The organism is Acetitomaculum ruminis DSM 5522, from assembly GCF_900112085.1.
GTDB lineage: Bacteria > Bacillota > Clostridia > Lachnospirales > Lachnospiraceae > Acetitomaculum > Acetitomaculum ruminis.
On sequence record NZ_FOJY01000012.1, the window covers coordinates 1 to 23,958 of the forward strand.

Annotated in this window: 20 protein-coding genes and 1 other annotated feature; of the genes, 16 read left to right on the forward strand and 4 right to left on the reverse strand. The window is 34.3% G+C overall.

The window, feature by feature from the left end:
* Positions 1 to 496: 496 nt before the first annotated feature.
* Together BM153_RS08700 and BM153_RS08705 are read right to left on the reverse strand one after the other, a co-directional pair.
* Positions 497 to 820: an energy-coupling factor ABC transporter substrate-binding protein gene (locus BM153_RS08700; protein ID WP_092872800.1), complete on the reverse strand. Its 324-nt coding sequence runs from the start codon at positions 818 to 820 to the stop codon at positions 497 to 499.
* Positions 821 to 826: 6 nt separating this feature from the next.
* Positions 827 to 1,576 (reverse strand): energy-coupling factor ABC transporter permease, encoded by a 750-nt coding sequence (locus BM153_RS08705; RefSeq protein ID WP_092872802.1) that lies wholly within the window; start codon positions 1,574 to 1,576, stop codon positions 827 to 829.
* A gap of 254 nt (positions 1,577 to 1,830) precedes the next feature.
* On the opposite strand from BM153_RS08705, the gene hemA reads away from it, so the two are divergent.
* From hemA to BM153_RS08745, 8 genes are all read left to right on the forward strand, one after another.
* A complete protein-coding gene (hemA, locus tag BM153_RS08710; protein ID WP_242949104.1) occupies positions 1,831 to 3,069 on the forward strand; it encodes a glutamyl-tRNA reductase in 1,239 nt (412 codons plus the stop codon).
* On the forward strand, positions 3,069 to 3,539 hold the full coding sequence (locus tag BM153_RS08715; protein ID WP_092872804.1) for a precorrin-2 dehydrogenase/sirohydrochlorin ferrochelatase family protein: 471 nt from the start codon (positions 3,069 to 3,071) through the stop codon (positions 3,537 to 3,539). The genes hemA and BM153_RS08715 overlap by 1 nt, the downstream gene beginning before the upstream one ends.
* 19 nt (positions 3,540 to 3,558) lie before the next feature.
* On the forward strand, positions 3,559 to 4,446 hold the full coding sequence (hemC, locus tag BM153_RS08720; RefSeq protein ID WP_092872806.1) for a hydroxymethylbilane synthase: 888 nt from the start codon (positions 3,559 to 3,561) through the stop codon (positions 4,444 to 4,446).
* A gap of 71 nt (positions 4,447 to 4,517) precedes the next feature.
* Positions 4,518 to 6,017, forward strand: coding sequence for a uroporphyrinogen-III C-methyltransferase (cobA, locus tag BM153_RS08725; protein ID WP_092872808.1), 1,500 nt, complete (start codon positions 4,518 to 4,520; stop codon positions 6,015 to 6,017).
* A gap of 13 nt (positions 6,018 to 6,030) precedes the next feature.
* Entirely contained in the window at positions 6,031 to 7,020 is a 990-nt protein-coding gene (hemB, locus tag BM153_RS08730) for a porphobilinogen synthase (RefSeq protein ID WP_177205633.1), read from the forward strand.
* A complete protein-coding gene (gene hemL / locus BM153_RS08735; RefSeq protein WP_092872812.1) occupies positions 7,020 to 8,294 on the forward strand; it encodes a glutamate-1-semialdehyde 2,1-aminomutase in 1,275 nt (424 codons plus the stop codon). The genes hemB and hemL overlap by 1 nt, the downstream gene beginning before the upstream one ends.
* A gap of 231 nt (positions 8,295 to 8,525) precedes the next feature.
* A complete protein-coding gene (locus BM153_RS08740; RefSeq protein ID WP_092872814.1) occupies positions 8,526 to 11,048 on the forward strand; it encodes a response regulator in 2,523 nt (840 codons plus the stop codon).
* 279 nt (positions 11,049 to 11,327) lie between these two features.
* Positions 11,328 to 12,974 carry a carbohydrate-binding domain-containing protein gene (locus BM153_RS08745; RefSeq protein WP_177205627.1) on the forward strand — a complete coding sequence of 549 codons (1,647 nt, stop codon included), beginning with the start codon at positions 11,328 to 11,330 and terminating at the stop codon, positions 12,972 to 12,974.
* 505 nt (positions 12,975 to 13,479) lie between these two features.
* Here the strand turns inward: BM153_RS08745 and BM153_RS08750 are convergent.
* Both BM153_RS08750 and fliD read right to left on the reverse strand, forming a co-directional pair.
* On the reverse strand, positions 13,480 to 14,886 hold the full coding sequence (locus BM153_RS08750) for an AMMECR1 domain-containing protein (protein ID WP_092872818.1): 1,407 nt from the start codon (positions 14,884 to 14,886) through the stop codon (positions 13,480 to 13,482).
* A gap of 37 nt (positions 14,887 to 14,923) precedes the next feature.
* On the reverse strand, positions 14,924 to 16,237 hold the full coding sequence (fliD, locus tag BM153_RS08755; RefSeq protein ID WP_092872820.1) for a flagellar filament capping protein FliD: 1,314 nt from the start codon (positions 16,235 to 16,237) through the stop codon (positions 14,924 to 14,926).
* Between the two features lie 389 nt (positions 16,238 to 16,626).
* Between fliD and rpmG the strand changes: the two genes are divergently transcribed.
* From rpmG to rplL, 8 genes are all read left to right on the forward strand, one after another.
* Complete coding sequence (rpmG, locus tag BM153_RS08760) at positions 16,627 to 16,776, forward strand: 50S ribosomal protein L33 (protein ID WP_143088293.1); 150 nt, start codon at positions 16,627 to 16,629, stop codon at positions 16,774 to 16,776.
* Between the two features lie 51 nt (positions 16,777 to 16,827).
* Positions 16,828 to 17,043: a preprotein translocase subunit SecE gene (gene secE, locus BM153_RS08765; protein ID WP_330392048.1), complete on the forward strand. Its 216-nt coding sequence runs from the start codon at positions 16,828 to 16,830 to the stop codon at positions 17,041 to 17,043.
* 14 nt (positions 17,044 to 17,057) lie between these two features.
* The gene (gene nusG / locus BM153_RS08770; protein ID WP_092872824.1) at positions 17,058 to 17,573 is read left to right on the forward strand and encodes a transcription termination/antitermination protein NusG; all 516 of its coding nucleotides are present in this window, start codon (positions 17,058 to 17,060) and stop codon (positions 17,571 to 17,573) included.
* Positions 17,574 to 17,676: 103 nt separating this feature from the next.
* Entirely contained in the window at positions 17,677 to 18,102 is a 426-nt protein-coding gene (rplK, locus tag BM153_RS08775) for a 50S ribosomal protein L11 (protein ID WP_092872826.1), read from the forward strand.
* 59 nt (positions 18,103 to 18,161) lie between these two features.
* Entirely contained in the window at positions 18,162 to 18,851 is a 690-nt protein-coding gene (gene rplA / locus BM153_RS08780; protein WP_092872828.1) for a 50S ribosomal protein L1, read from the forward strand.
* A gap of 341 nt (positions 18,852 to 19,192) precedes the next feature.
* Positions 19,193 to 22,630 (forward strand): lectin like domain-containing protein, encoded by a 3,438-nt coding sequence (locus tag BM153_RS08785; RefSeq protein WP_092872830.1) that lies wholly within the window; start codon positions 19,193 to 19,195, stop codon positions 22,628 to 22,630.
* A gap of 45 nt (positions 22,631 to 22,675) precedes the next feature.
* Positions 22,676 to 22,820, forward strand: a sequence feature (ribosomal protein L10 leader region).
* A gap of 31 nt (positions 22,821 to 22,851) precedes the next feature.
* Positions 22,852 to 23,346: a 50S ribosomal protein L10 gene (gene rplJ / locus BM153_RS08790; protein ID WP_092872832.1), complete on the forward strand. Its 495-nt coding sequence runs from the start codon at positions 22,852 to 22,854 to the stop codon at positions 23,344 to 23,346.
* Between the two features lie 108 nt (positions 23,347 to 23,454).
* On the forward strand, positions 23,455 to 23,832 hold the full coding sequence (gene rplL / locus BM153_RS08795) for a 50S ribosomal protein L7/L12 (protein WP_092872834.1): 378 nt from the start codon (positions 23,455 to 23,457) through the stop codon (positions 23,830 to 23,832).
* The last annotated feature ends 126 nt before the right edge of the window (positions 23,833 to 23,958 follow it).

Below are 23,958 nucleotides of genomic sequence, written 5' to 3' on the forward strand. Positions count from 1 at the left end.
CTGCCACTTATCCGGTTTGATATGACTTTCGCAACCTATTATGCCAAGAAGCGATCTGAGGGAAAGCCACATCGCGTTGCCATTTCACATGTCACGAAGAAATTAGTCAGAGTCATTTTTGCATTGGAGAGGCAGAACACTGACTTTGTATCTACCTCACTTCGCTGACATAAATAACTATTTCTACTGCACCATCTGAAATACGGTGTATTCAGATGGTTTATTTGTCATGCAATTTTTACTTAATTAAAATTTATTCAAAAATCACTTGACTATTTATAGTTTGTCACCTCATAAAAATAGTGCTAGAAATTGTTCATAAGCATAATCGAAAAAACAATTATCCTGTGTGAATTATAATTTCTAGCTTCCAATTGTTTAATATTATTCCTTATATACGCAAAATCTGACTATTATGTCAAATAAAGCTTTTTTATTTTAACATAAATAGTCAGATTTTGCAATTAGTATAAAAACAAAAATTCTATTTTAGTAATTATTCAATCTCTTTACCAAGTTTGGTTTCGATTCTTTTTCTTTCGGAGAATTTACCGATGAAGAAAGCGATAATACCAACACCGATACCTGTCTGAATACAGAATAATAAACTTTCGATTTCACCTGGAAGTTCTCCACCGATGAATTGCTCAAGAACAGGTGTAAACCATGCTTCATATTCTGTACCTGTTATTTCGTTAACCATTTCACTTCCTGCGTCATCAGAGCCGCCAAACTCTGCACCTTTTAATGCAAAGAAAGGTACTATGGCAATTAAAACTGCAAGAACTAATAAAATTACTACTGTTTTTGATGTCTTCATAGTAAACTAGGCCTCCTTTGTCATAAATCCAATGTCAGTAAGTTCGTTTTTAGCATATGATTCAAGTCCCATGATAATAGCAGTTGTTAAAAGTCCTTCAACGATTGCTAACGGAACCTGTGTAGGTGCGAATACACCAAGGAATTTAACAACAGATACTGCGTATCCGCCATCTGCAGCAGGATATGCTAAAGCAAGCTGTAAGCTTGTTACACAGTATGTGAAGAGATCACCAAGGCTTGCTGCAAGGAAAATTCCCACATGTTTGTTAACTTTTAATTTTTTGCAGATTACATAGATTGCATAGGATAAGAAAGGTCCTGCAATCGCCATTGAGAATGTGTTTGCACCAAGTGATGTAAGTCCGCCGTGAGCTAATAAGATAGCCTGGAAAAGAAGAACTATTACACCAAGAATACTTGTTGCAGCAGGTCCAAAAAGCATAGCTGAAAGACCTGTTCCTGTCATGTGTGAACAGCTTCCTGTAACTGACGGTATTTTCAATGATGAAATTACGAAAATAAACGCACCTGAGATAGCTAGGATAGAGATAGCTTTTTTGTGTTCATTAAGGGTCTTTTTAATGGACATAAAACCGGCAACCCAAAATGGAATACAAATAACTCCCCATACAATACAGAATGTGACTGGAAGGTAACCTTCCATGATGTGCATTGCATTAGCAACAGGCATAATACCTACAGCTAAAGCAAACACAGAAACAGAAATTAAAAATTTCTTCTCTCTGATACTCATTGTTATCAAACCTCCTGTGAAAATTAATGAAATTTTAAAAAAAAGTTAATAAATAGTTAAAAGCATCAATAGATGTTAACACGATTTCAAATGAAAGTCAATATATAATTACAATGAAGCCTAAAAAAACGGCAATTTTAACCTGAAATACCTAACGGGGTATATTGTATGTTATAAAAATTAATGATATAATTTTCATTATTCTTTAGCCGGGTGTCTTTATAAGGGACAGGTATTTGTTAGGAGGTAAAAACATGAACGTAGAAATGCTGGGTATTGACCATAGTGCAGCTTCAGTTACCTATCGTGAACTGTTTTCATTTACAAAAAAAGAATGTGGCGAAGCCCTTGAAGAATTTGTGAAAGTAGATGGTGTACTTGGTTGCGTAATTATTTCTACCTGCAACAGAATGGAAATATGGATCAGCTTTGAAGAAGGATTTGAAGTCTCCATTTATCAAAAGCTGTGTCAGCTTAAAGGGGTTGACAGCTCCAAATACCATAACTTCTTCATAAGTAGAAAAGGAATGGAAGCTGTGGATCACCTTTATAATTTAACCTGCGGTATGAAATCAAAAATCATGGGAGAAGACCAGATTATAACCCAGGTAAAGGATGCATTAAAAATGGCCAGGGAACATTATTGTACAGATAATGTATTAGAGGTTCTTTTTAGAATGGCTATAACTTCTGCCAAGAAGGTAAAAACGAATGTACATTTCTCTACTGCTAATTATTCGGCTATCAATGAGGCCATTAAAATGGCAAAAAAACATAAATTTGTATTTAAAGATGCAAAGTGTCTTGTAATCGGCAATGGAGAAATGGGCAAGCTTGCCGCAAAGGCCATGAGAGATGAAGGGGCTAAGGTTACCGTTACTGTCAGACAGTATAAAAGTGGCGTGGTTATGATTCCTGACGGATGTGAAAGAATTAATTATGGTGATCGTATGGAATATCTTCCGGAGTGCGATTTTGTTGTCAGTGCCACAGCAAGTCCTAATACTACCATTAAACTGGAAGAACTTGAAAAAAGCGGCACCGGAAATGTCAAAATGATGATAGACCTGGCTGTGCCAAGGGATATCGACCCAAGAATTAAGGGATTAAACGGAATCAGACTTTATAATATTGACAGTTTTAAAGTGGATCTTCAAACAGATGCCATGAAGGAGCAGTTAGAAGAAGTAAATATGATTCTTCAAAAAGAAATCCAGGAGTTTGTTTCCTGGTATGAGTGTAGGGATATTATTCCCGTAGTTCAATCTCTTGGAAAAATGGCAGGTAAAGATGTTTTTTTGAGGATAGAAAAACCGATTAAAAAATTAGAACTTACAGAAAAAGAAAATGAAATAATAAAAGAAAATGTTTTGAAAGCTTCGGCAAAGGTTATAAATAAGATTATGTTTGAAATAAGGGATAATGTAAGCATAGAAACTTTCAGAGAATGTAGCCAGGCCATCGAAAAAATGTACAAGGAAGAAGAAATCTAATGAATGAAAATAACAGTTTTTTCCCCATGTTTGTGGACTTAAAAGACAGGAAAATAAAAGTATTCGGTGCCGGAAAAATTGCATCTAGGAGGATAAAGACACTTTTGTCTTTTGAAGCAGATATTACCGTTATAGCACCTTTTGCCAATGAGACAGTTTTAGGATTGTCAAAGGAAAAACTGATTTCATATGAAGAAAGACCCTATAAAAAAGGTGAATTAAAAGATGAATTTTTTGTGTTGGCAGCTACAGATAATTTATCGGTAAATGACGATATATACAAAGAATGTAAGGAAAAAAACATTATTATAAATGTTTCATCGGATTTTTTGAAATGTGATTTTCATTTTCCGGGTATTGCCAGAAAAAACAATATAGTAATTGGCATAAATGCCGGAGGAAAAGATCACAAAGGGGCAAAAGAATACACAAAAAAGATAAAATCTTTTTTACAGGAAGAAAAAGAATAATAGAAGTTGAGGATTAGATATGAGAAAAGTGACAGCAGGAAGCAGGGAAAGTAAGCTTGCGGTTATTCAGACAGAAATGGTTATGGATTTTATAAAAGAGCACAATGAAAATGTTGAGCCTGTTATGCTTACTATGAAAACAACCGGTGACATTATTTTAGATAGGACTTTGGACAAAGTCGGAGGAAAAGGGCTTTTTGTTAAAGAACTTGATAAGGCTTTAATGGAGAAAAAAAGTGATTTTTCAGTACATTCTCTTAAGGACATGCCTATGGAGGTTCCTGATGAACTTCCTCTTATTGCCTTTTCAAAAAGAGAAGATCCAAGGGATGTTTTTGTTCTTCCTAAAGGAGTTACAAAGTGGGAAAATGATAAACCTATCGGATGTTCATCTCTAAGAAGAACCCTGCAATTACAAAAAATATTTCCGGATGCTACTTTTGAAAGTGTAAGAGGAAATGTAATAACAAGACTTAGAAAGCTTGATGAAGGCCAGTACTCAGCCTTGATACTGGCAGCAGCAGGTCTTAAAAGACTGGGCTTTGAAGATAGAATAAGCAGATATTTTACCACTGAAGAAATGATTCCATCTGCCGGACAGGGGATTATTGCGGTTCAGGGAAGAATCGGAGAAGATTATTCCTATCTTAAAGACTTTAATGATGAAAAGTCTGCCTATGCGGCTACAGCTGAAAGAGCCTTTGTAAAATATCTTGACGGAGGATGCAGTTCTCCAATTGCTGCACATGCCATTATTGACGGAGATGAACTATCATTAAGCGGGCTTTACTATAGTGAAGATGATAGAAATTATGTAACCGGAAAAGTTTTGGGAAATGTAAAAGAAGCAGAAGAACTTGGTATAAAACTTGCAAAAGAGTTAAAGGATAAAATTAATAATAAATAAAAGTGGAATTTATAATCACTTTAATTTGGATTTGGATGTCCCTTCAGGGCAGATAGGAGGATAATATAGATATGAAACAGGGAAAAGTATGGCTTGTGGGAGCCGGCCCATCAGATGCAGAATTGTTGACATTAAAGGCTAAGAGAGTGCTTGAAGAAGCAGATGTGGTAGTTTATGATGCCCTTGTCGGAAGAGCTATTCTTTCCATGATACCTTCTGATGTAAGATGTATAGATGTGGGAAAGAGATCAGGAGACCACACTATGTCTCAGTATAAGATGAATGAACTTCTTTTGGAAGAGGCCCAAAAGGGAAATAATGTTGTTCGGTTAAAAGGAGGAGATCCTTTCCTTTTTGGAAGAGGAGGAGAAGAGCTAGAGCTTCTTTCAAAAAACAATATTGCTTTTGAAGTAGTACCTGGTATAACTTCTGCTATTTCTGTTCCAGCTTATAATGGTATACCGGTAACCCACAGGGATTATGTGTCATCTCTTCATATCATAACCGGACATAAAAAAGCCGGTGAAGAATACAATATTGATTTTAAGGCCCTGGTAAATACAAAAGGAACACTTGTATTTTTAATGGGAATTAAAGCACTTTCTGATATTGCAAAAGGATTGATGGATGCGGGAATGGATCCTAACATGCCTGCAGCAGTTCTTTCAAAGGGAACTACATCAAGACAAAAAAGAATTGTTGCAACTTTGGAAAGTCTTGAAAATAAGGTAAATGAAATAGGAATTGATCCTCCGGGAATCATTGTTGTTGGAAAAGTATGTAATCTTTCAAATGACTTTGAATGGTATGAAAAGCTTCCTCTTTTTGGAAAGAGCATCATTGTTACAAGACCAAGAGACAGAGCTTCTAAAATGACAGCAATGCTTAGAAAAAACGGCGCTGAGGTTCTTGAAATTCCTTCCATTAAGACCATTCCTATGGAAGAAAACAAAGAATTTGAAGAAGCATTAAAAAATGTTTCACAATATAATTACATTGCCTTTACTTCTGTTATCGGAGTTAAAGTATTTTTTGAAAAATTAAAGGAATTAAGAATAGATGTAAGGGATGTTAAGGCTTATTTTGCAGCCATTGGTTCAGGAACGGCTAAAGAAATAGAAAAACATGGCGTATTAAATTCCATTATGCCAAAGGAATTTGATGGACTTCATTTAGGAAGAGAAATAGGAAAACATGCTAAAGATACAGAAAAAATTCTTATTCCAAGAGCAAAGATAGGACAATCTGAGATTGTAGAGGGAATTAAAGAAGAATCCAATGCTCATATAGATGATATTGCAGTTTATGACACAAAATATGAAACAAACGGAATAGTTGATGTAGCCGGAGAAATTGAAGCCGGAAATATAGATTATGTATGCTTTACATCTGCTTCCACCGTAAAAGGTTTTGTGGAAATGGTTAAGTTAGAGGATTATTCAAAAGTCAAGGCATTATGCATAGGAAAGCAAACCGAAGAAGCGGCTAAATCTTTCAATATGACAACTTTTGTTTCAAAGAAAGCTACCATAGACAGTTTAGTCGAGCTTTGTATAGAAATGTCGCAATAATGTTTAAAAGGAGATAGTTATGATTAAAAGACCAAGAAGATTAAGGAGTAATGAGATTTTAAGGAAAATGGTCAGAGAGACAAGAATAGATAAATCTTCACTTGTTTATCCGATTTTTGTTAAAGAAGGTGAAAATGTAAAAGAGGAAATTCCTACTATGCCGGGACAATATCGTTATAGCATAGATACAATTTCCGGTAAAATAGAAAGCCTTTTAGATGCCGGTGTTACAAGTCTTATGCTTTTTGGAATTCCTAATGATGAAGATAAAGATGAAGTGGGAAGTGCTGCTTTTTCGGAAAATGGAATTATTCAAAGAACTTTGGAGGCCGTGAAACCTAAATATCCACAAATGTACTTTATTACAGATGTCTGTATGTGTGAATATACCTCTCATGGACATTGCGGAGCACTTTGTGGTGAAGATGTTGATAATGATAAAACTTTGGAACTTCTTGCTAAAACTGCACTTTCACAAGTTCAGGCAGGTGCTGATATGGTGGCACCGTCAGATATGATGGACGGAAGAGTGGCAGCCATCAGAGATATTTTGGATAAAAATAATTATAAAAATATTCCTATAATGTCCTATGCCGTAAAATATGCTTCTGCTTTTTATGGACCTTTCAGAGATGCAGCAGGTTCAGCCCCGTCTTTCGGGGATAGAAAAACCTATCAAATGGATTTTCACAACATTAAAGAGGGCGTAAAAGAAGCAATTTTAGATGTTGAAGAGGGAGCAGATATTATTATGGTTAAACCGGCAATGTCATTTTTGGATGTTGTTAGAGAAGTTTCGAATCAGATTACCCTTCCTGTAGCTGCCTACAGTGTAAGTGGAGAGTATTCCATGGTTAAAGCAGCTGCAAAAGCCGGATTTATTGAAGAAGACAGGATAATTGCAGAGATGGCGGTAAGTGCTTTCAGAGCAGGAACCAATGTTTATGAAACATATTTTGCAGAGGAAGTTGCAAAACTTATCGATGAAGGGAGAATTGGATAGTGAGTAAATCTAAAGAAATTTTTTCAGAGGCGATAAAATATATACCAGGTGGTGTAAACAGTCCTGTAAGGGCTTTTGGAAGTATAAACAGAGAACCTATATTTATTAAAAAAGCCAAGGGTTCCAAAATATATGATGTAGATGGAAATGAATATATTGACTTAATCTGCTCATGGGGACCAATGATTTTAGGTCATAACGATGAAAGAATAAAGGAAGCAGTTTTTAAAGCCTGTGAAGACGGTTTAAGCTTTGGAGCTGCAACTGAAATCGAAGTTGAAATGGCAAAGCTTATTTGTGAAATTGTCCCTTGTGTGGATATGGTTCGTATGGTGAATTCCGGAACAGAAGCGGTTATGAGCGCCATAAGAGTTGCCAGAGGTTTCACTAAAAAAGATAAAATTATTAAATTTACCGGATGCTATCATGGACATAGTGACGGCCTTTTAGTAAAAGCCGGTTCAGGAGTTATGACGGCAGGCGTTCCTGATTCTGCAGGGGTTCCAAAGGGATGTACAAAAGATACTTTAAGTGCAACCTATAACGACCTTTCAAGCGTAAAAGAACTATTTAAAGAAAATGAGGGTCAGATTGCAGCAATTATTATCGAACCTGTTGCAGCAAATATGGGAGTTGTTCTTCCAGAAAAATCATTTTTAGAAGGACTTAGAAAAATCTGTGATGAAAATGATGCTCTTTTGATTTTTGACGAAGTTATTACAGGCTTTAGACTTGGCGTGGCAGGAGCAAGCCAGTATTTCGGAATAAAACCTGATTTGGTTACCTACGGAAAAATAATCGGAGCAGGAATGCCTGTAGGTGCCTACGGTGGAAGAAAAGAAATAATGGAAATGGTTTCTCCTGTAGGAGCAGTTTATCAGGCAGGTACCTTAAGTGGAAATCCCGTTGCCATGGCAGCAGGCATAACCCAGTTAAAAATATTGAAAGAAAGTCCCGATATATATACTGAATTGAATAAAGCCGGAGATACACTTTACTCAGAGATTAAGAAAATTATTGAGAGAAAAGGCTTAGGATATACAGTTAATAATATTGGTTCTTTGGCAAGTATATTTTTTACAGGAGAAGAAGTAAAAGATTATTCATCAGCTAAAAAAGCAGATACTCAAAAATTTGCAAAATATGCTGATTCTATGTATAAAAACGGTATTTATGTGGCTCCTTCTCAGTTTGAAGCCATGTTCTTAAGCGCATCTCATACAGATGATGATCTTGAAAAAATTCTTGAAGCAGTAGAAAAAAGTCTTGTTTAAGACAATTGCTTTAAGAAAATAGCGAATTTAAACAGGTATCTTTTGGTGCATATAATATGCATTCTTAAGATACCTGTATTTGTTTATAAGGACAGATTTTTAATTTACAAAAAAATTGTCCGATTACGCAAAATTATACAGGAAAAATTTTAGTTTAGCCGTAATAATATATATACGATAAATAAAATATAATAAGGTAACATATAAAAACTTTTATGGAGAGTGAAAACTATGATAGTAGATGCTGTAGTAGTGATACATGCAATCGCAATATTTCTTATATTTTTGCAGGTTGCCGGCATGGTGACAAAACAGGAATCATATGAAAGAAAGTTAATGATAATTGCCGACATTTGCGTAATAATTCAAAATTTTGGATTTATTTTGGAAATGACTTCCAAAAATCTTGAATTATCCCTGCAGGCAATAAGAGTTGAGTATTTTGGCTCTATTTGGACAGGCTATCTTTTTATGCTCTTTATGTATCATTTTTGTAAATTAGAAGTTGCAAAAAGTTTAAAAAGGTTAATATTTGGCTCTCTTTGTATGGTTTTGGCTGTTATATTAAGCAATGATGTCACCCATCTGTATTATCTTGACGCTTCATATGTGAGTGATGGAGTCATGCCTCATGTTAAATTGAGTTATGGCCCTGTATTTTATATATTTCTCTTTATAATGTTTATAAATCTGTGCGCATGTATCAGATGTTACTATCTCTTTAGAAAGAATAATCCTTATGTGGAAAAGAAAAGATTATCTTTAATGCGAGTAGTAATTTCTGCTTCATTTGTACCTTTCCTGTGCGTAATTTTTTATTCATCAAAAATTCTGGGAAGCTATGACCCGACGCCTTTAACTTTGTTAGTTTCCGTATATTATGTAAATTATATAATGGATAAAGATGACCTTTTTGATGTGGTTTCGTCTGCTAAGGAAAGAGTCATCGATAATATGGATGATGCCTTGATTATTATAGATGAAAACAGGTATGTAAGGGGCTATAATAATGCAGCCTTAAGCATTTTTCCGAAATTGCAGAGTATGCAGACTGAAGAAAAGGTATTTGATATTCCGGAACTTAAAAGTGACATTTTTGAAAACAAAAACCTCAACGAGTTAAAAATAAACGGAAGATACTATGATGTACATATAAATCCGATTTTTGATGACAATAATGTGGAAAGAGGATATAATCTGCTGTTTTTTGAAGTTACAAAAATGTATGAATTTGTATCCCAGATTGTCAGCATGAAAGAAGAGGCGGAGGAAAAACAAAATCAAAGTAAGGAATTTTTATCAAATATCTCCCATGAAATAAGAACTCCTATGAATGCAATAATAGGTTTAAGCGACCTTATTATAGAGGAAAGTGTGGGTAGAAAGGTTTATAACCTTGCGGTAGATATAAAAAATGCTTCTACACACCTTGTAACAATATTTGATGATATTTTAGAACTTTCCCAGATAGAGTCAGGTAAAATGGCTCTTGTGGAGGATAATTACTATCCTCAGATTTTATTTAAAGACATAGAAAACATGACTTTCTTTCAAACCTCAAGAAAAGGTCTTGTATTCAAAGAAAAAATCAACAATGAAATGCCTTTTAAACTCTATGGTGACAGTAGAAGAGTTCAAAATATCATAACAAGCTTTATTGATGCCTCAATAAAATATACAGAAAGCGGATTTGTAAGCTTAAGTGTTGATTATGAATTGCTGGGAGATGATAAGGTTCAGCTGATTTTTGTAATAGAAAACAGCGGAGAGAGCATTCCTTTTTCTGATGTCAATGAAGTATTCAATAATTATTTGAAGTTTAATTCAGATGAGTACGGTAAGGTTGAATCAATTGGCTTAACCCTTAATATTTCAAGGAACTTCGCCAAATTAATGGACGGGGATATTATAGTTGAAAACAATGTTAATCAAAACGGGGAAGGCTGTAGGTTTACAATCACCATTATACAGCAGGTTGTAGATGAAAGGCCAATAGCATTAAATCCTGTAAAGCGTGAGGAACAGGTAGATGAGGATAGGAAACCGTTTAAATCTCCGGCAACTAAAGTTTTAGTAGTTGATGATAACAAGATAAATCGAAAAGTCGCCGAGGGTATTATGGGAATTTATGATTTGAATATTTCCCTTGCTGAAAGTGGCGCCCAGGCTATTGAACTATGTAATGAAAACGATTTTGACATAATTTTTATGGATCATATGATGCCGGAAATGGATGGTGTGGAAACGGCCAGAAGAATATTTAAAATGGGATATTCAGGAGAAATGGTTGCTCTTACTGCCAATACCCTGCCGGAAGCTAAAAAAATGTTCTTGGCAAATGGATTTAATTCATTTATAGCAAAACCAATAGATCAGAATACTCTATATGATGTTCTTGAAAAGAGTATACCTATGGAAAGAAGGATTTATCTTGAGGAAAATGAAAAAAACGGTGAAAACTGGAAAAATGCGGATATTTCAAAGGGCACTTACGAAACGATGGTGGAAACCTTTGCTAAAAAGACTTCTTCAAAGGTTAATGAAGAGGAAATTGCAATTGAGTATATCAAAATGGCTAAAAAAAGTCTGGATGATATGGAAAGTGAACAGGCGCTTAAAAAATTGGAAGAAATTCTGGGCTTAGAAATTAGTGATTCATTAAGAGTTCAGGTTCAATCAGCCATAAAAGCTTTGGATAATTTTGATGATGATAAAGCAATTGAAGTAATTGATAGTGTTTTAGAAGATGCATAAAAAGGAGCATTGTTATCTGATTTTCATGAAAAGATAACAGTGCTTTTTTAATGCTCAAAAACCTGCTTTAATGGGAGTTTATCACAGGAAATGAAGGTAATATATAAAAACAATTCAGAAAACAATCATAATTTCCTGATGTTATATTCAAAAAAAATAGTTTAAATTATAAATATAAATAATCAACCAGGCAGTTTTTAATGTTTTCTTAACGGGAAAATACAGGATAACAAAAATTATTTATCAGTAAAAATAATTAATTTTGAAGGGATGATTAAAATGAAAAATAAATATATAAAGGGCTTTTTGGTAGTGTTATGTATTATAGCTCTTACCTTATCCGTTAGCAGATGTTCAAAAATAAACAATGATATGACTACTTCTTCCTCAGACAGTGAGGAAGTGACCAAGGTAAGTAATGTAGTAATTGATGACGAATTTTCTGATAAGTTATCAGAGGGTTCTTATGATGAAGATGGTGCAACCACAATAGTAGTTACAGATAATAAAGTTAATATAGATGGTGAGGGAGCAGAGTATAGCAATAATGAATTAAAGATCACCGCCGGTAAAACCTACATAATATCTGGAGAGTCAGAAGATATAAATATTTTAGTAAACAGCTCTGATGAAGAAAATGTGGTATTGGTTTTAAACAATGTGAATTTTACCAGCAAGGACGGTGCAGTTATAAATTGTCAAAGTGCAAAAAATCTTGTTATAACCCTGGCGCCGGATACTGAAAATTCCCTTACGGATTCTTCTACAAGAAGTGATGAAAACACAGATGTAAAAGCAGCTGTGTTTTCCAAGGATGATTTGATTATTAACGGAAGCGGAAGCCTTAGTGTAAAAGCCAATTACAAAAATGGAATTCAGTCAAAAGATGATATTCAGATTCTGGGTGGAAAAATTAGCATTACAACAGCTGGCAATGGAATTGTCGGTAAAGATAAAGTGGCAATTAAAGATGGCACAATAACTATTAATTCAAAAGAAGATGGAATAAAAGCCACAAATTCAGAAGATGATTCTAAAGGATATATTTATATTACCGGAGGAGATATTTCAATAGAATGTTCAAAAGATGGAATTCAGGCAGAAACTGATGTAATCATAGAAGGGGGAAGCTTTAGTATTGAATCTAATGATGATGCTATTCATTCCAATATCAATGTTACAATAAATGGAGGTACATTTGAAATAGCATCAGGAGATGACGGCATTCACGCAGACGAAAATCTTGTAGTTGAAAAGGGGGATATTACCGTAACCGCATCCTATGAAGGGCTTGAAGCTACAGTAATAACAATTAATGATGGAGAGCTTAATATTACAGCTACTGATGATGGATTAAATTCAGCAGAAGCATCAGCTTCCACAACAGATGAATTTGATATGAAAAATAGAAAATCCTTTGGAGGAGGATTTGAAGAGGTTTCAGAAAAAGCTCATATTTATATAAACGGAGGGAATTTAAAAATCTCCTCAGGTGGTGATGGTATAGATTCCAATGGAACGATAGAAATAAATGGTGGAAATACAATAGTCGAAGGTCCGGAAAATGATGGAAATACAGCTGTAGATTATTCAGGAAATTTACTAATTAATGGTGGAAGTATAGCAGCTACAGGAAGCAGTGGAATGTTTGAGGCCCCATCAGATGATTCAGGTCAATATACCATTGCAATGACCTTTGAAAAAAACTATGACGTAAAAACAACCATTACAATAAAAGATTCCTCAGGAAATGTAATAGAAGAAATAAGTCCGGATAAAAGTTTTGCGGCATTGATATATTCATCTTCAAAACTGCTATCTCAGGAAACTTATACCTTGTCGATAGGAGATTCCTACAGTGAGGAAGTAACAATAACAGAAAAAATAAACGGTTCCTACAAACAGGGCATGTTTGGGAAGAAATAAGGATACTTCGGTACTTTCTTCCTGAAATTATATATAAATCAACAATTTTAAAGTTTTAGAAAGAGTTTTATTAGTTAAAAATGGTTAAATCCCATGAAATAAATTGCAAAAAGATAAACAAAACTAATAAAATTATAAAAAAGTAGAAAGATTTTAAAAACTATGTCGATAATATAATTGAAGGTTTTTTAATTAGGGTTTTGTTAATAAGGAGTGGTAAAAGAACATAAAAACAGGAGAAAATCTTATTTAAAACAGCTTGTTTTAAGCAAAAAGGGACAAAAAGTTAATTTAAGTTTGTTTATTAAAAAGCGTGACCAAGTGAACTTAAACTAATAGCATATGGGCTATGATACGTAAATAGAAGAAAGAAATGTAAAAACTAAAGGGAACCTCTTTTATATGTAATTATTATTAAAAAGGGTTCCTTTTGGTTTGTTTGCTTTAATAAAAAACCCTTAAACAGTAAGATGTTTAAGGGGAATTGTGTTATATTTATAAAATATTAAAGAGTGAATCTCATGGTATCAAATCGATACATCTTATAATCATCATCTTCTTTAAATCCTGCTTCTGCTAAAGCGATTTCTAACATTTGTTTTGAAGATTTAAAATCCTGAGCATTTGGAAGGCAAAGACCTATAACTCCGTCTTTTTCAATATAAAGACCATGTTTTCTGTGATTTACCTGATTTAAAAACTGAATGCTTTCTAATGGTTCTATAATATCAACTGTAACACTTATGGCATCAAGTTCTTCTAAAGTAATAGGTTTGAAACGCAAATCATTGCTTGCAGCAGCCACAGTCATAGTGATAATTTCAGTAACAACATTTGATGTGGTTACTGTGAAACTTCCCATAGAGCCTCTTGCCCTTTTATTGATTTTAAATGAAACAAATACTCCGTTATGGTCATTAATAAGAGGATCAGTAATTTCTTTTGGAAGTTCATTGGCATCTATAATACGATCCTCGGTCAACAAAGTCTGAAGAGTAATCATGGAAATTTTAATAGCATTTGGAGCATTTTCAATCTTTCTGTCAACGCCATCTAAAATGCGCTCGTTTAATATCCTCAAAAATCTTCTTGTAGAATCATTCTCTTCAAAATCATCAATTGTAAATCCACATACACACATACCTATGCCAAAAGGTGCCTCATAGGATTTAAAATCCGGAACAGGATTTTTTCCATCAAGGCAACCTGCCATAATGGTAATTGGCATAAGAACACATTCTGTAGCTGCCAAAACCATATCATCCTCAAAACCGAAAAGGTTTAAAAAGTCCGTTTTTCTAAGAGCTGTAGTTAAAAGACCGTCATAAAGTGCCCCGTTTTTGTGGTATCCAAAAGGACTATCTTTTTTTACCCTGTGAGAAAAATCACCGCTGGCAATAACAATAGCTTTTCTTCCTGTCGCTTCAACTGCATCATTGATAAGCTGACCGAATTTATAATGAATGGAGTTTCCAAGTCCGGAAATACTTATACTAACGACTTTGTATTCATTTTTAATGTATTTATTAAGGTAATAAAGGGGAACCATGATACCATGGCTTAAAGGTTTATCCTCGCCCTCTGTTCCAGCTGGAAAATCTTTTTCAAGGCAGATATTTTCAATAGCCTTTACAAGCTCGGTGTCATAGTCAAAACTAAATTTTACATTACCGGCCCCATATGCTGAAAAATCTCCACTTGCACATTCTTTGTTGTTAATATGGAAATAATCACCATAAACTGCTTCGTGAGAGTTAATGATGATTATTGTCTCCGGTTCAATAGCTGCAATTTTCTCAGCTATTTCATTGTAAGATATTGTTGTTGCCTCAAATTTTGAAATTCTATCTTTCGATATTTCAGGTATCAAAGCCTGAGCATGTGGCAGTACATAGGTGCTTATAATACTCATATTTAATTGTTCTCCTTAGTTGTAGTCTTATATATTTTTAACAATAGCTATTGAAAATCATGCCGCTGTAGATTGAAACCATATAAGGATTTGCAAATACTCTGTTTGGGTTCTTATAAAAACACAAGGTCTTTTGAGCATAACGCATAGGATCCATCAACATGGAATCTGCTTCATTTTCAATAGATTTTTTTAATGATTTCATGGTGTCGCAAACAGCATCCATTCCGGAATCTTCTGAAGCTATGGTGGCAATCTTGGAATTATCCACATCAATACTTCCGTCTTCGCCAAAGCTTATGCCTATATCTTCAAGAGAAGCCTTTAATGAAGAAATGCCACTCACCATATCTTTGATAATATCTTTGGTACCGCTTTGTTCGTTGGCGAAACTTTCGGCTGTTGTTATAACATTATTATATGCTTTAATAAGGGAATCAACATTGTCAACTAATGAATCAACATCAGTTTTAAATCCAATGGATACCGGCTCTGCCCCTTTCGGACTTGTATTGTTTAATGTAAGTTCAAAAAGGTTATTTACAGTAAAAGTATTTGATTTGGAATTATGGGTATTTCCATTTAAAGTAAATTCAGAGTTATCAGAATTCTGAATGATATTATCAAGACCAAAATAGTCGGTACATCCTTTATTCTGGCTGCTTCCGTCACTAATCGTAAAAATCTGTTTCCCGTTTTCCAATTTACCTGTGGATAAGGATTCAAGTTTAATGGAGGTATTGTTGTTGGCATCTCTGACAAGTACAGCATCAATACCGATAGAAGCCTTGTTTAGCATTCCGGCAATACGGTTTTGAACAGTATAATTGGTATCTTCTTCAGATATAGCATATTCAAACTCGTAATTCATATTGTTTATATTGATATTTAAACTGTAATCTCCAGGATTTAAATTAATCCTATCATTTGGAAGGAAACGACCGAGATTAACCTGTGGTGTGGCAAGCTTTTTTACAGAAACATTGAACTCTTTAAGGGAATCTTCTGCCTCAGCCTGGGCATTTGTGCCTAAATAGCGCACAGAAACCACATCATCGTTATCTGACTTGGCGGCCTTTTGGGTAAAAGCACCACTTTCAAGGGAAAAACTGTCTGAGAACTCGCTTATAGTGTTCTTTAATTCACGGGCACTTTCTTTTACTGTAATTGCAAAATTGGCAATAGAATTAGAACGGTTATACATGTATACAGGCGCTTTTGTATTATAGCGTACCATATTATTGTATTGGACACGCAGCTCACTTTTTTTGTGTGAATCGTAACGATTATTTTTAATGTTTCTGGTATACGGAGATAAATAATAACTGTAAGCTTCTAATAACGCCGGCATAGTTGAGCCCTCCTTTCCCTAATGAGAGACAGACTCGAACGTACTATATAAGAATATATAGACTATCAAGTTTTTTTCAAAATATTTTTTAACTTCTTACTTACCCTTATTTAAATTTCCATATCGTAGAAATATAATTCCCTTATTATATGAAGCGACTTCAATCGTTTTATAAAAAAAGACAAAATCACCTATAATCAGTATAACACGAAAAGTAAAATTTGCAAATAAAACATTCATAAAAAAACTTGACGATTGTAATGGAAATGTGTTATATTGGATGAGCGATGGAAGTAGGTCTTTTTTTTATGCCTAAATTCCAATAAATGACCTATAAAATGACATAAAAAAGAGACAAATTTAGAATTTTATGAAGTGAGGTGGAAGTTGTGCGTGTTAAAATCACATTGGCGTGTACTGAGTGCAAGCGAAGAAACTACAACATGACAAAAGAAAAGAAGAATCATCCTGACAGGATGGAAACAAAAAAGTATTGCAAGTTCTGCAAAACTCATACTTTACACAAGGAAACCAAGTAATAGCAGTTTAATACTGCATGATAGCCGTATCCCTGCATAAAGAAGGTACGAATGGAGGCAGAAATGGGAGACATTAGAGAAAAAACCCAAAAAAAGAGCTGGTTTGATGGAGTAAAGGCCGAATTCAATAAAATCATTTGGATGGACCGCAAGGATGTTATCAAACAGACAGTTGCTGTAAGCATCGTATCTATTATTTTGGGCGGAATTATCGCTATGCTGGATTTTACAATACAGTATGGCATAGATATTCTGGTTAATTTATAGAAAAAGGTGATTGTATGTCAGAAGCAAACTGGTATGTAGTTCATACTTATTCAGGCTATGAGAATAAGGTGAAAGCCAACATTGATAAGGCTATTGAGAACAGACACTTGGAAGAACAGATCCTTGAAGTAAGAGTACCGCTCCAGGATGTAGTTGAGATAAAAAATAATGTTAAAAAGACAGTGAAAAAGAAACTTTTTCCGGGATATGTACTAATTAACATGGTTATGAATGACGACACCTGGTATGTAGTTCGAAATACAAGAGGAGTTACAGGATTTGTTGGTCCTGGGTCCAAGCCGGTTCCTCTTACCGATGAAGAAATGAAAAATCTTGGTATTATGGATAAAGAGATTATAATAGACTTCACGGAAGGAGATAGCATTACAGTAACAAACGGCGCTTGGGAAGGCACAGAAGGTGTCATTCAATCGATTAACTTCAACAAGCAAAGCGTTACTATCAATGTTGATATGTTTGGTCGAGAAACTCCGGTTGAAATCAGTTTCTCAGATGTAAAAAAACTTTAGAAATTAAAGCAAAGATTCAGATTTATCTTTGCAAAGTGGGAGGCCGTCTTTGAGCCGAACCCCGGACGATATGTCCGTACCACAATATTTAGGAGGTGCCAATATGGCAAAGAAAGTAGAAGGTTACATTAAATTACAGATTCCTGCTGGAAAAGCAACTCCAGCACCACCTGTTGGACCGGCACTTGGTCAGCACGGTGTAAACATTGTACAGTTTACAAAGGAATTCAACGCAAAAACCGCAGATAAAGGTGATACAATTATTCCTGTTGTAATTACCGTTTACTCAGACAGAAGTTTTAGCTTTGTTACTAAGACTCCACCTGCAGCAGTTCTTTTAAAGAAAGCTTGCAATCTTAAATCAGGTTCAGGTGAACCAAACAAGAAAAAAGTTGCAAAGATTTCTAAAGACGATGTTAGAAAGATTGCTGAGGAGAAGATGCCTGATCTTAATGCTGCAAGTATAGAAGCAGCTATGAGAATGATTGAAGGTACTGCAAAGAGCATGGGTATCGAAGTAGTTGATTAATTTCAAAAAGTAAACAGTGGGAGGGTTTTACTCCCGATAATACCACAGGAGGTAATTAAATGAAACACGGAAAGAAATACGTTGAAAGTGCAAAAAATGTTGACCGCACTAAAACATATGAACCAAATGAGGCTATCAGCCTTGTAAAGAAACTTGCAGTTGCAAAGTTTGATGAGACTATCGAAGCTCATGTGAGAACAGGATGTGACGGACGTCATGCTGAACAGCAGATTCGTGGAGCAGTTGTTCTTCCACATGGAACAGGTAAGTCAGTTAAAGTTCTTGTATTCGCTAAAGGTGATAAATATGACGAAGCTACAGCAGCAGGTGCTGATTTCGTAGGTGGAGAAGAACTTATTCCAAAGATTCAAAACGATGGATGGCTTGATTTTGACGTAGTTGTTGCTACACCTGATATGATGGGTGTTGTAGGACGTCTTGGTAGAGTTCTTGGACCTAAAGGTCTTATGCCAAACCCTAAAGCAGGTACTGTAACTATGGATGTTACAAAAGCTGTTAATGATATTAAAGCCGGTAAAATCGAATACAGATTAGACAAAACAAATATTATTCACGTGCCAATCGGAAAAGCTTCCTTCTCAGAGGAACAATTAGCCGACAACTTCCAGACGCTTATGGATGCATTAATTAAAGCAAGACCAAGTAGTTTAAAAGGAACATTCTTAAAGAGTGTTACATTAACACCTACTATGGGTCCTGGAGTAAAAGTTAATACTCTTGCTTTCTAATTAGAAACATCTAAATAATAAACTAAAGTCGTCATAATTACGGGATTTTTCGTAATTATGGCGACTTTTTTTGAACGCAGTGTAAAGCAATCCCCCGCTTCAAAAGCGTAAGCTTTAAGCGGGGGTATAAGCTTACTAGTGTCAGAAGGGGTTAAAGCCCCTTCTGACAAGTGGCACAAAGTGCCACCGCGTTCATGAGGAAGTAGCGAAGCGGATTCCGAATGTCCGCTTTACTAAAAAATTTGATGCCCAAAAATTAAGATTTTATCAATGATATTTGTTACAAAAAATTGATATAATAATTAAATTAGGGGAACTTTTTATTAGCGAAAGGAGAAATTATGAAAAAAAGAGTTGTGGCATTTATATTTTCTGTCTTTTTGGCAGTAGGAAGTATAAATGTTGATTTACAAGCTGCGCCGTTAGGTGAAAGTAAAAAAGTATCACAAACTGAAAAAACAGAGGAAACAAAGGAAGATATTTCGGAAAAATCAAATGACGATGATTTTAGCCCTAGAAAAAATGGAAGTTACAGGGACAATCTGAAAATTCAAAGTATTCATGGAAATGATGATGATAATAGTCTTATTCAAGAAGATGGGACCTGTTTTAAAGCTACAGTTCTTCCTGAGAAATATATTAGTCCGGATTCAGTAGTGCCGGTGGCTAAAAATCAAAAAAGCTTTGGAACTTGCTGGGCTTTTTCCGGGATTCTTTTGGCAGAAGTGGATACTTTAATACAAAATACCAATAATGCCGGAATAGGAAACGAAAATGGAATTTATACAAAAGATAATATTGATTTTTCAGAATTGTTACTAGCATATTCAATTTATACAAAAGGCCATGAAGATGAATTAAAGCTTCTGGCCGGTGATTATTGTATTGCTGGAAATGGTGGATGGGATGAAATATTAAATAATGGATCAAATGCTATTAGTTTAAGCTTATTTTTAAGTTCCTGGAGAGGAATATATGATGAATCTAAAGCACCGGTAAGTTATGAAAAAATGCTTCAATATTATGACGAAGACTGGACATTGGATAATGTCAAAGAAGATTTTTCTAATTTTGATACAAATGATGTTGAACTGCATATGCAGAATTCAAATTGGCTAAATTATGATGATAAAAATGAAATAAAGCAGGAAATTTTGAAAAATGGAGCTGTATCAGCAAGAATAGTAGTGGACTGGGATGATGATTCAAATGGACACTATCGTTACATAAATGAAAACACACATTCATTTTATACTCCTAATTATCTCGATGGAACGGGGCATGAGATTACAATTATCGGATGGGATGATAACTATGACATTTCTAATTTTTCTACCCAACCAGATATTTCTGGTGCCTGGATAGTAAGAAACAGTTGGGGAGTAAATGGTGTTCTTGCAGATTCTGAAGGGAATTTTTATCTATCATATGAGGATGCTAACTTATCATCTGAACACATTATATCAAATTATTTTGAAAAAACTGACAATTATGATTACAACTATCAATATGACGGTGGTATTTCCCAGGCGTGTTGTTATGGCGAAAATGGTGAAGTAATGGCGGCAAATGTCTATACAATTATGGGAGATTCGGAGGCTGAAACAATTGAGGCATGTTCATTTGCCACAGAAGGAGTTAATCAGGATTATGAGATATCAATTTATGGTGAATTGAAAGAACCTCAAAATCCTGTCAGTGGAGCATTACTTTCAACTACAAAGGGCCATGAAAGCTATGCAGGTATCCATACAATTCCCCTGGACAAACCGGTGACTTTAAAGAAGGGAAGCCAGTTTGCAGTGGTGGTAAAATTGACGGTAGGTTATAAGAATTATAATGAAGCCAGCATATTATACGATTGTGATACAAATTATGGGTATTGCGACAGCCACAATGAAGTTGAAGAAAATCAGAGCTTTATTTTTACAGATGGTAAGTGGGAAGATATTGCTCTATCAGAATATACCAGTTCTGGAAGTGCCAGAATAAAAGCTTTTACAAAAAAAACAAAGCCTTTGTCTGTTTCGGATAAAGATATTAGTGCACAGGATGTTAAGGCTGTAATAAAAGGTATTGATTATGTAAATGATAATACAAAACCAACTGCAGATGATATTTATATAATCGATATTTCTTCAGGAGAAAAACTTGCAGAAGGTGTAGATTATAAAATTGGAGCAGTTTTTTACAATGGCGATAAAACTCAGGGTACATTAACAATAGAAGGTATTGGAAAATACAAGGGAAGCAGACAGGAAACATTTAATTCTATTGGAAACAAAATAATATTTAATTGTGGAAATAAGCTTAAATTAACTTATGGAGACTCGCCATATAAAATCGAGGCAAAATCCTATACACATGGAAAAGAAAATGAAGATGCTGATATAAAATTTGAAATTGTTCAAGATAATTATTCGGCGATTTCATTAGATGAAAATAATACAGTAGAGGTTAAGCAGACAGGTTTTGCAAAAATAGAAGCAAAAGACAAATTTGGAAATAGTGCAAATCTTGAAATTATAATTCAACCCAAAGATATTTCGAAGGGTATGATAAAGGCATCAATGCCTGCAGTTGCCTATTATCCTGATATATACTATGTGAAATTTCCTTTTGAAAAATATGTCACCTTGTATGATGAAGAATTAAATACTGAGATTTCTGAAGAAGAATTTTATGTCGACATGGATTCTCTTAAAATGGATTATGAGAAAAAGAAAGGTAGCTTAGAAGTTACTGGTTTATATAATTATAAAGGAAAAATCAAGGTAGAATATGATTTAATAAAAGGGTATACCTCTTTAAAAATGCCTGTAAAGAGTAAAAATTTAGAAAGAGGCAAAAAATACACAATAAAACTTTCAACAAAGAAAAATGCTGGAATATTCAGTGATATTTATTGGGAAAGTACTAATAAAAAAATAGCAGAAGTTAAAAGAACAAAAGACACAATGTCGGCTGTTGTTTTGGCAAAAGCTCCCGGTACTGTTATCATTAGGGCAATGACAAGGGATGGAAGCGACCTGAATGCGGAATTTAAATTAACAGTTCCTTATAGGGTAAACTATTATTTAAATGGTGGAAAAAACAACAGTAAGAATATCAGCTCTTTTGTAGCATTGAAAAAGAAAACAAAATTATATTCACCTGATAAAAATGGTTATAAATTTTTAGGCTGGTATACAACGAAGGATTTTAAAGCATCATCAAAAATAAATTTCATTCCTAAAAAGTGTTCAAAAGATTTAAATTTATATGCTAAATGGGAAAAAAATTACAAAATAACATACAAACTCCAAGGAGGAAAAAATTCCACAAAAAATCCTGTGACTTATAATAAAGGAACTAAAATTATATTGAAAAATCCTTCAAAAGCCGGATATTGTTTTGAAGGTTGGTATAGCACAAAAAGTTTCAAAAAGTATTCTAAAGTTACTTTTATATCAAAGAAAAGTGCAAAAGATATTATCTTATATGCGAAGTGGAAAAAAATTTCTCTTTCCACTACAAAAATAAAATATGCCACAAAATATCTTAATTCAGTAGATATTGTTAGGTTTAATGAAAAGGATGCAGATGGTTATGAAATTTTATATTCATATTCAGCTGGCTTTGAAAGTAAATTTGTAAATTATGTTGGAAATACCTGTTATTATTCAATGGCGGATATTTATAATGGAAATCCGGTTTATTTAAGAATAAGATCCTATAAAACAGATTCTCGAAATAAAAAAATTTTTGGAGCTTACAGTCAAATAGTCAGTGTAGCATAAGCAAAACTAATAATAAAAAAGATTGACAAAATATAATGAATGGTGTAGAATACCATTCGTATGCCGAAGACAGCAGGTGCGAAAGCATAAATTTATTACCTGCCGAGGATTTAAGAACTACTTAATATAGTATTAGTTTATTGAATCTCCTGCCGCTTTGCGTATACAAAGCGGCTTTTTTATTAAAGCGTACGAGAAATAATATTTAAGGAGGTGTAAATATGGCAAAGGTTGAATTAAAGAAACCTATCGTTGAAGAAATCGCTGAGAACATCAAAGATGCAGCTTCTGTAGTTTTAGTTGATTACCGTGGTCTTACAGTTGCTGAAGATACAGAACTTCGTAAACAGCTTAGAGAAGCAGGTGTTATTTATAAAGTATATAAAAACACCATGATGAAAATAGCGTTTGAAGGAACTGATTGTGCACAGTTAGATGGACTTTTAGACGGACCTAGTGCTATAGCTATTTCAAAGACAGATGCTACAGTTGCAGCAGGTATCATTGCAAAATTTGCAAAGACTAGCCCTAAACTTGAAATTAAAGGTGGTATCGTTGAAGGAAAACTTTACGATGCAGCTGGAATGCAGGTTATCGCAACTGTTCCATCAAGAGAAGAACTTCTTTCCAAATTACTTGGAAGTATTCAGTCACCTATCGCAAACTTTGCTCGTGTTGTTAAACAGATCGCAGAGTCTAAGGGTGAAGAAGCATAAGATATGCTTATGATTTAAAGTGATTATATTTAATCGATTGTTTAATAATAAGGACTACCGATTTTGCGAAAGGTAGTTGAATACAAAATTTTAATTGGAGGTACAAAAATGGCAAAATTATCTACAGCAGAAATTATTGATGCTATAAAAGAATTAACAGTTTTAGAATTAAATGACCTTGTAAAAGCTTGCGAGGAAGAATTTGGAGTTTCAGCAGCAGCTGGTGTTGTTGTAGCAGCAGCAGGAGCAGATGCAGGAGCAGCTGGTGAAGAACAGTCAGAATTTGATGTTGAATTAACAGAAGTTGGACCAAACAAAGTTAAAGTTATCAAAGTTGTTCGTGAGTTAACAGGTTTAGGATTAAAAGATGCTAAAGAATTAGTTGATAGTGCTCCTAAGGTTATCAAAGAAGGAGCTGAAAAAGCAGAAGCTGAAGATATCAAAGCTAAGCTTGAAGAGCAGGGAGCTAAGATTACTCTTAAATAATTCCTGTATTAAATACAAAAACATGCACCTCGTAATATTTTGCGAGGTGCTTTCTTGATTAATCATTTGAGTTTATGAAATAGGGTTTCAGGTAGTACAAAATCAAATCTATATTAAAACAAAAAA

Coding starts and splice junctions, on each gene's coding strand:
- BM153_RS08700 (WP_092872800.1), bottom strand. CDS start 820: ATGAAGACATCAAAAACAGTAGTAATTTTATTAGTTCTTGCAGTTTTA.
- BM153_RS08705 (WP_092872802.1), bottom strand. CDS start 1,576: ATGAGTATCAGAGAGAAGAAATTTTTAATTTCTGTTTCTGTGTTTGCT.
- hemA (WP_242949104.1), top strand. CDS start 1,831: ATGAACGTAGAAATGCTGGGTATTGACCATAGTGCAGCTTCAGTTACC.
- BM153_RS08715 (WP_092872804.1), top strand. CDS start 3,069: ATGAATGAAAATAACAGTTTTTTCCCCATGTTTGTGGACTTAAAAGAC.
- hemC (WP_092872806.1), top strand. CDS start 3,559: ATGAGAAAAGTGACAGCAGGAAGCAGGGAAAGTAAGCTTGCGGTTATT.
- cobA (WP_092872808.1), top strand. CDS start 4,518: ATGAAACAGGGAAAAGTATGGCTTGTGGGAGCCGGCCCATCAGATGCA.
- BM153_RS08740 (WP_092872814.1), top strand. CDS start 8,526: ATGATAGTAGATGCTGTAGTAGTGATACATGCAATCGCAATATTTCTT.
- BM153_RS08745 (WP_177205627.1), top strand. CDS start 11,328: ATGAAAAATAAATATATAAAGGGCTTTTTGGTAGTGTTATGTATTATA.
- BM153_RS08750 (WP_092872818.1), bottom strand. CDS start 14,886: ATGAGTATTATAAGCACCTATGTACTGCCACATGCTCAGGCTTTGATA.
- fliD (WP_092872820.1), bottom strand. CDS start 16,237: ATGCCGGCGTTATTAGAAGCTTACAGTTATTATTTATCTCCGTATACC.
- secE (WP_330392048.1), top strand. CDS start 16,828: ATGGAGGCAGAAATGGGAGACATTAGAGAAAAAACCCAAAAAAAGAGC.
- nusG (WP_092872824.1), top strand. CDS start 17,058: ATGTCAGAAGCAAACTGGTATGTAGTTCATACTTATTCAGGCTATGAG.
- rplK (WP_092872826.1), top strand. CDS start 17,677: ATGGCAAAGAAAGTAGAAGGTTACATTAAATTACAGATTCCTGCTGGA.
- rplA (WP_092872828.1), top strand. CDS start 18,162: ATGAAACACGGAAAGAAATACGTTGAAAGTGCAAAAAATGTTGACCGC.
- BM153_RS08785 (WP_092872830.1), top strand. CDS start 19,193: ATGAAAAAAAGAGTTGTGGCATTTATATTTTCTGTCTTTTTGGCAGTA.
- rplJ (WP_092872832.1), top strand. CDS start 22,852: ATGGCAAAGGTTGAATTAAAGAAACCTATCGTTGAAGAAATCGCTGAG.
- rplL (WP_092872834.1), top strand. CDS start 23,455: ATGGCAAAATTATCTACAGCAGAAATTATTGATGCTATAAAAGAATTA.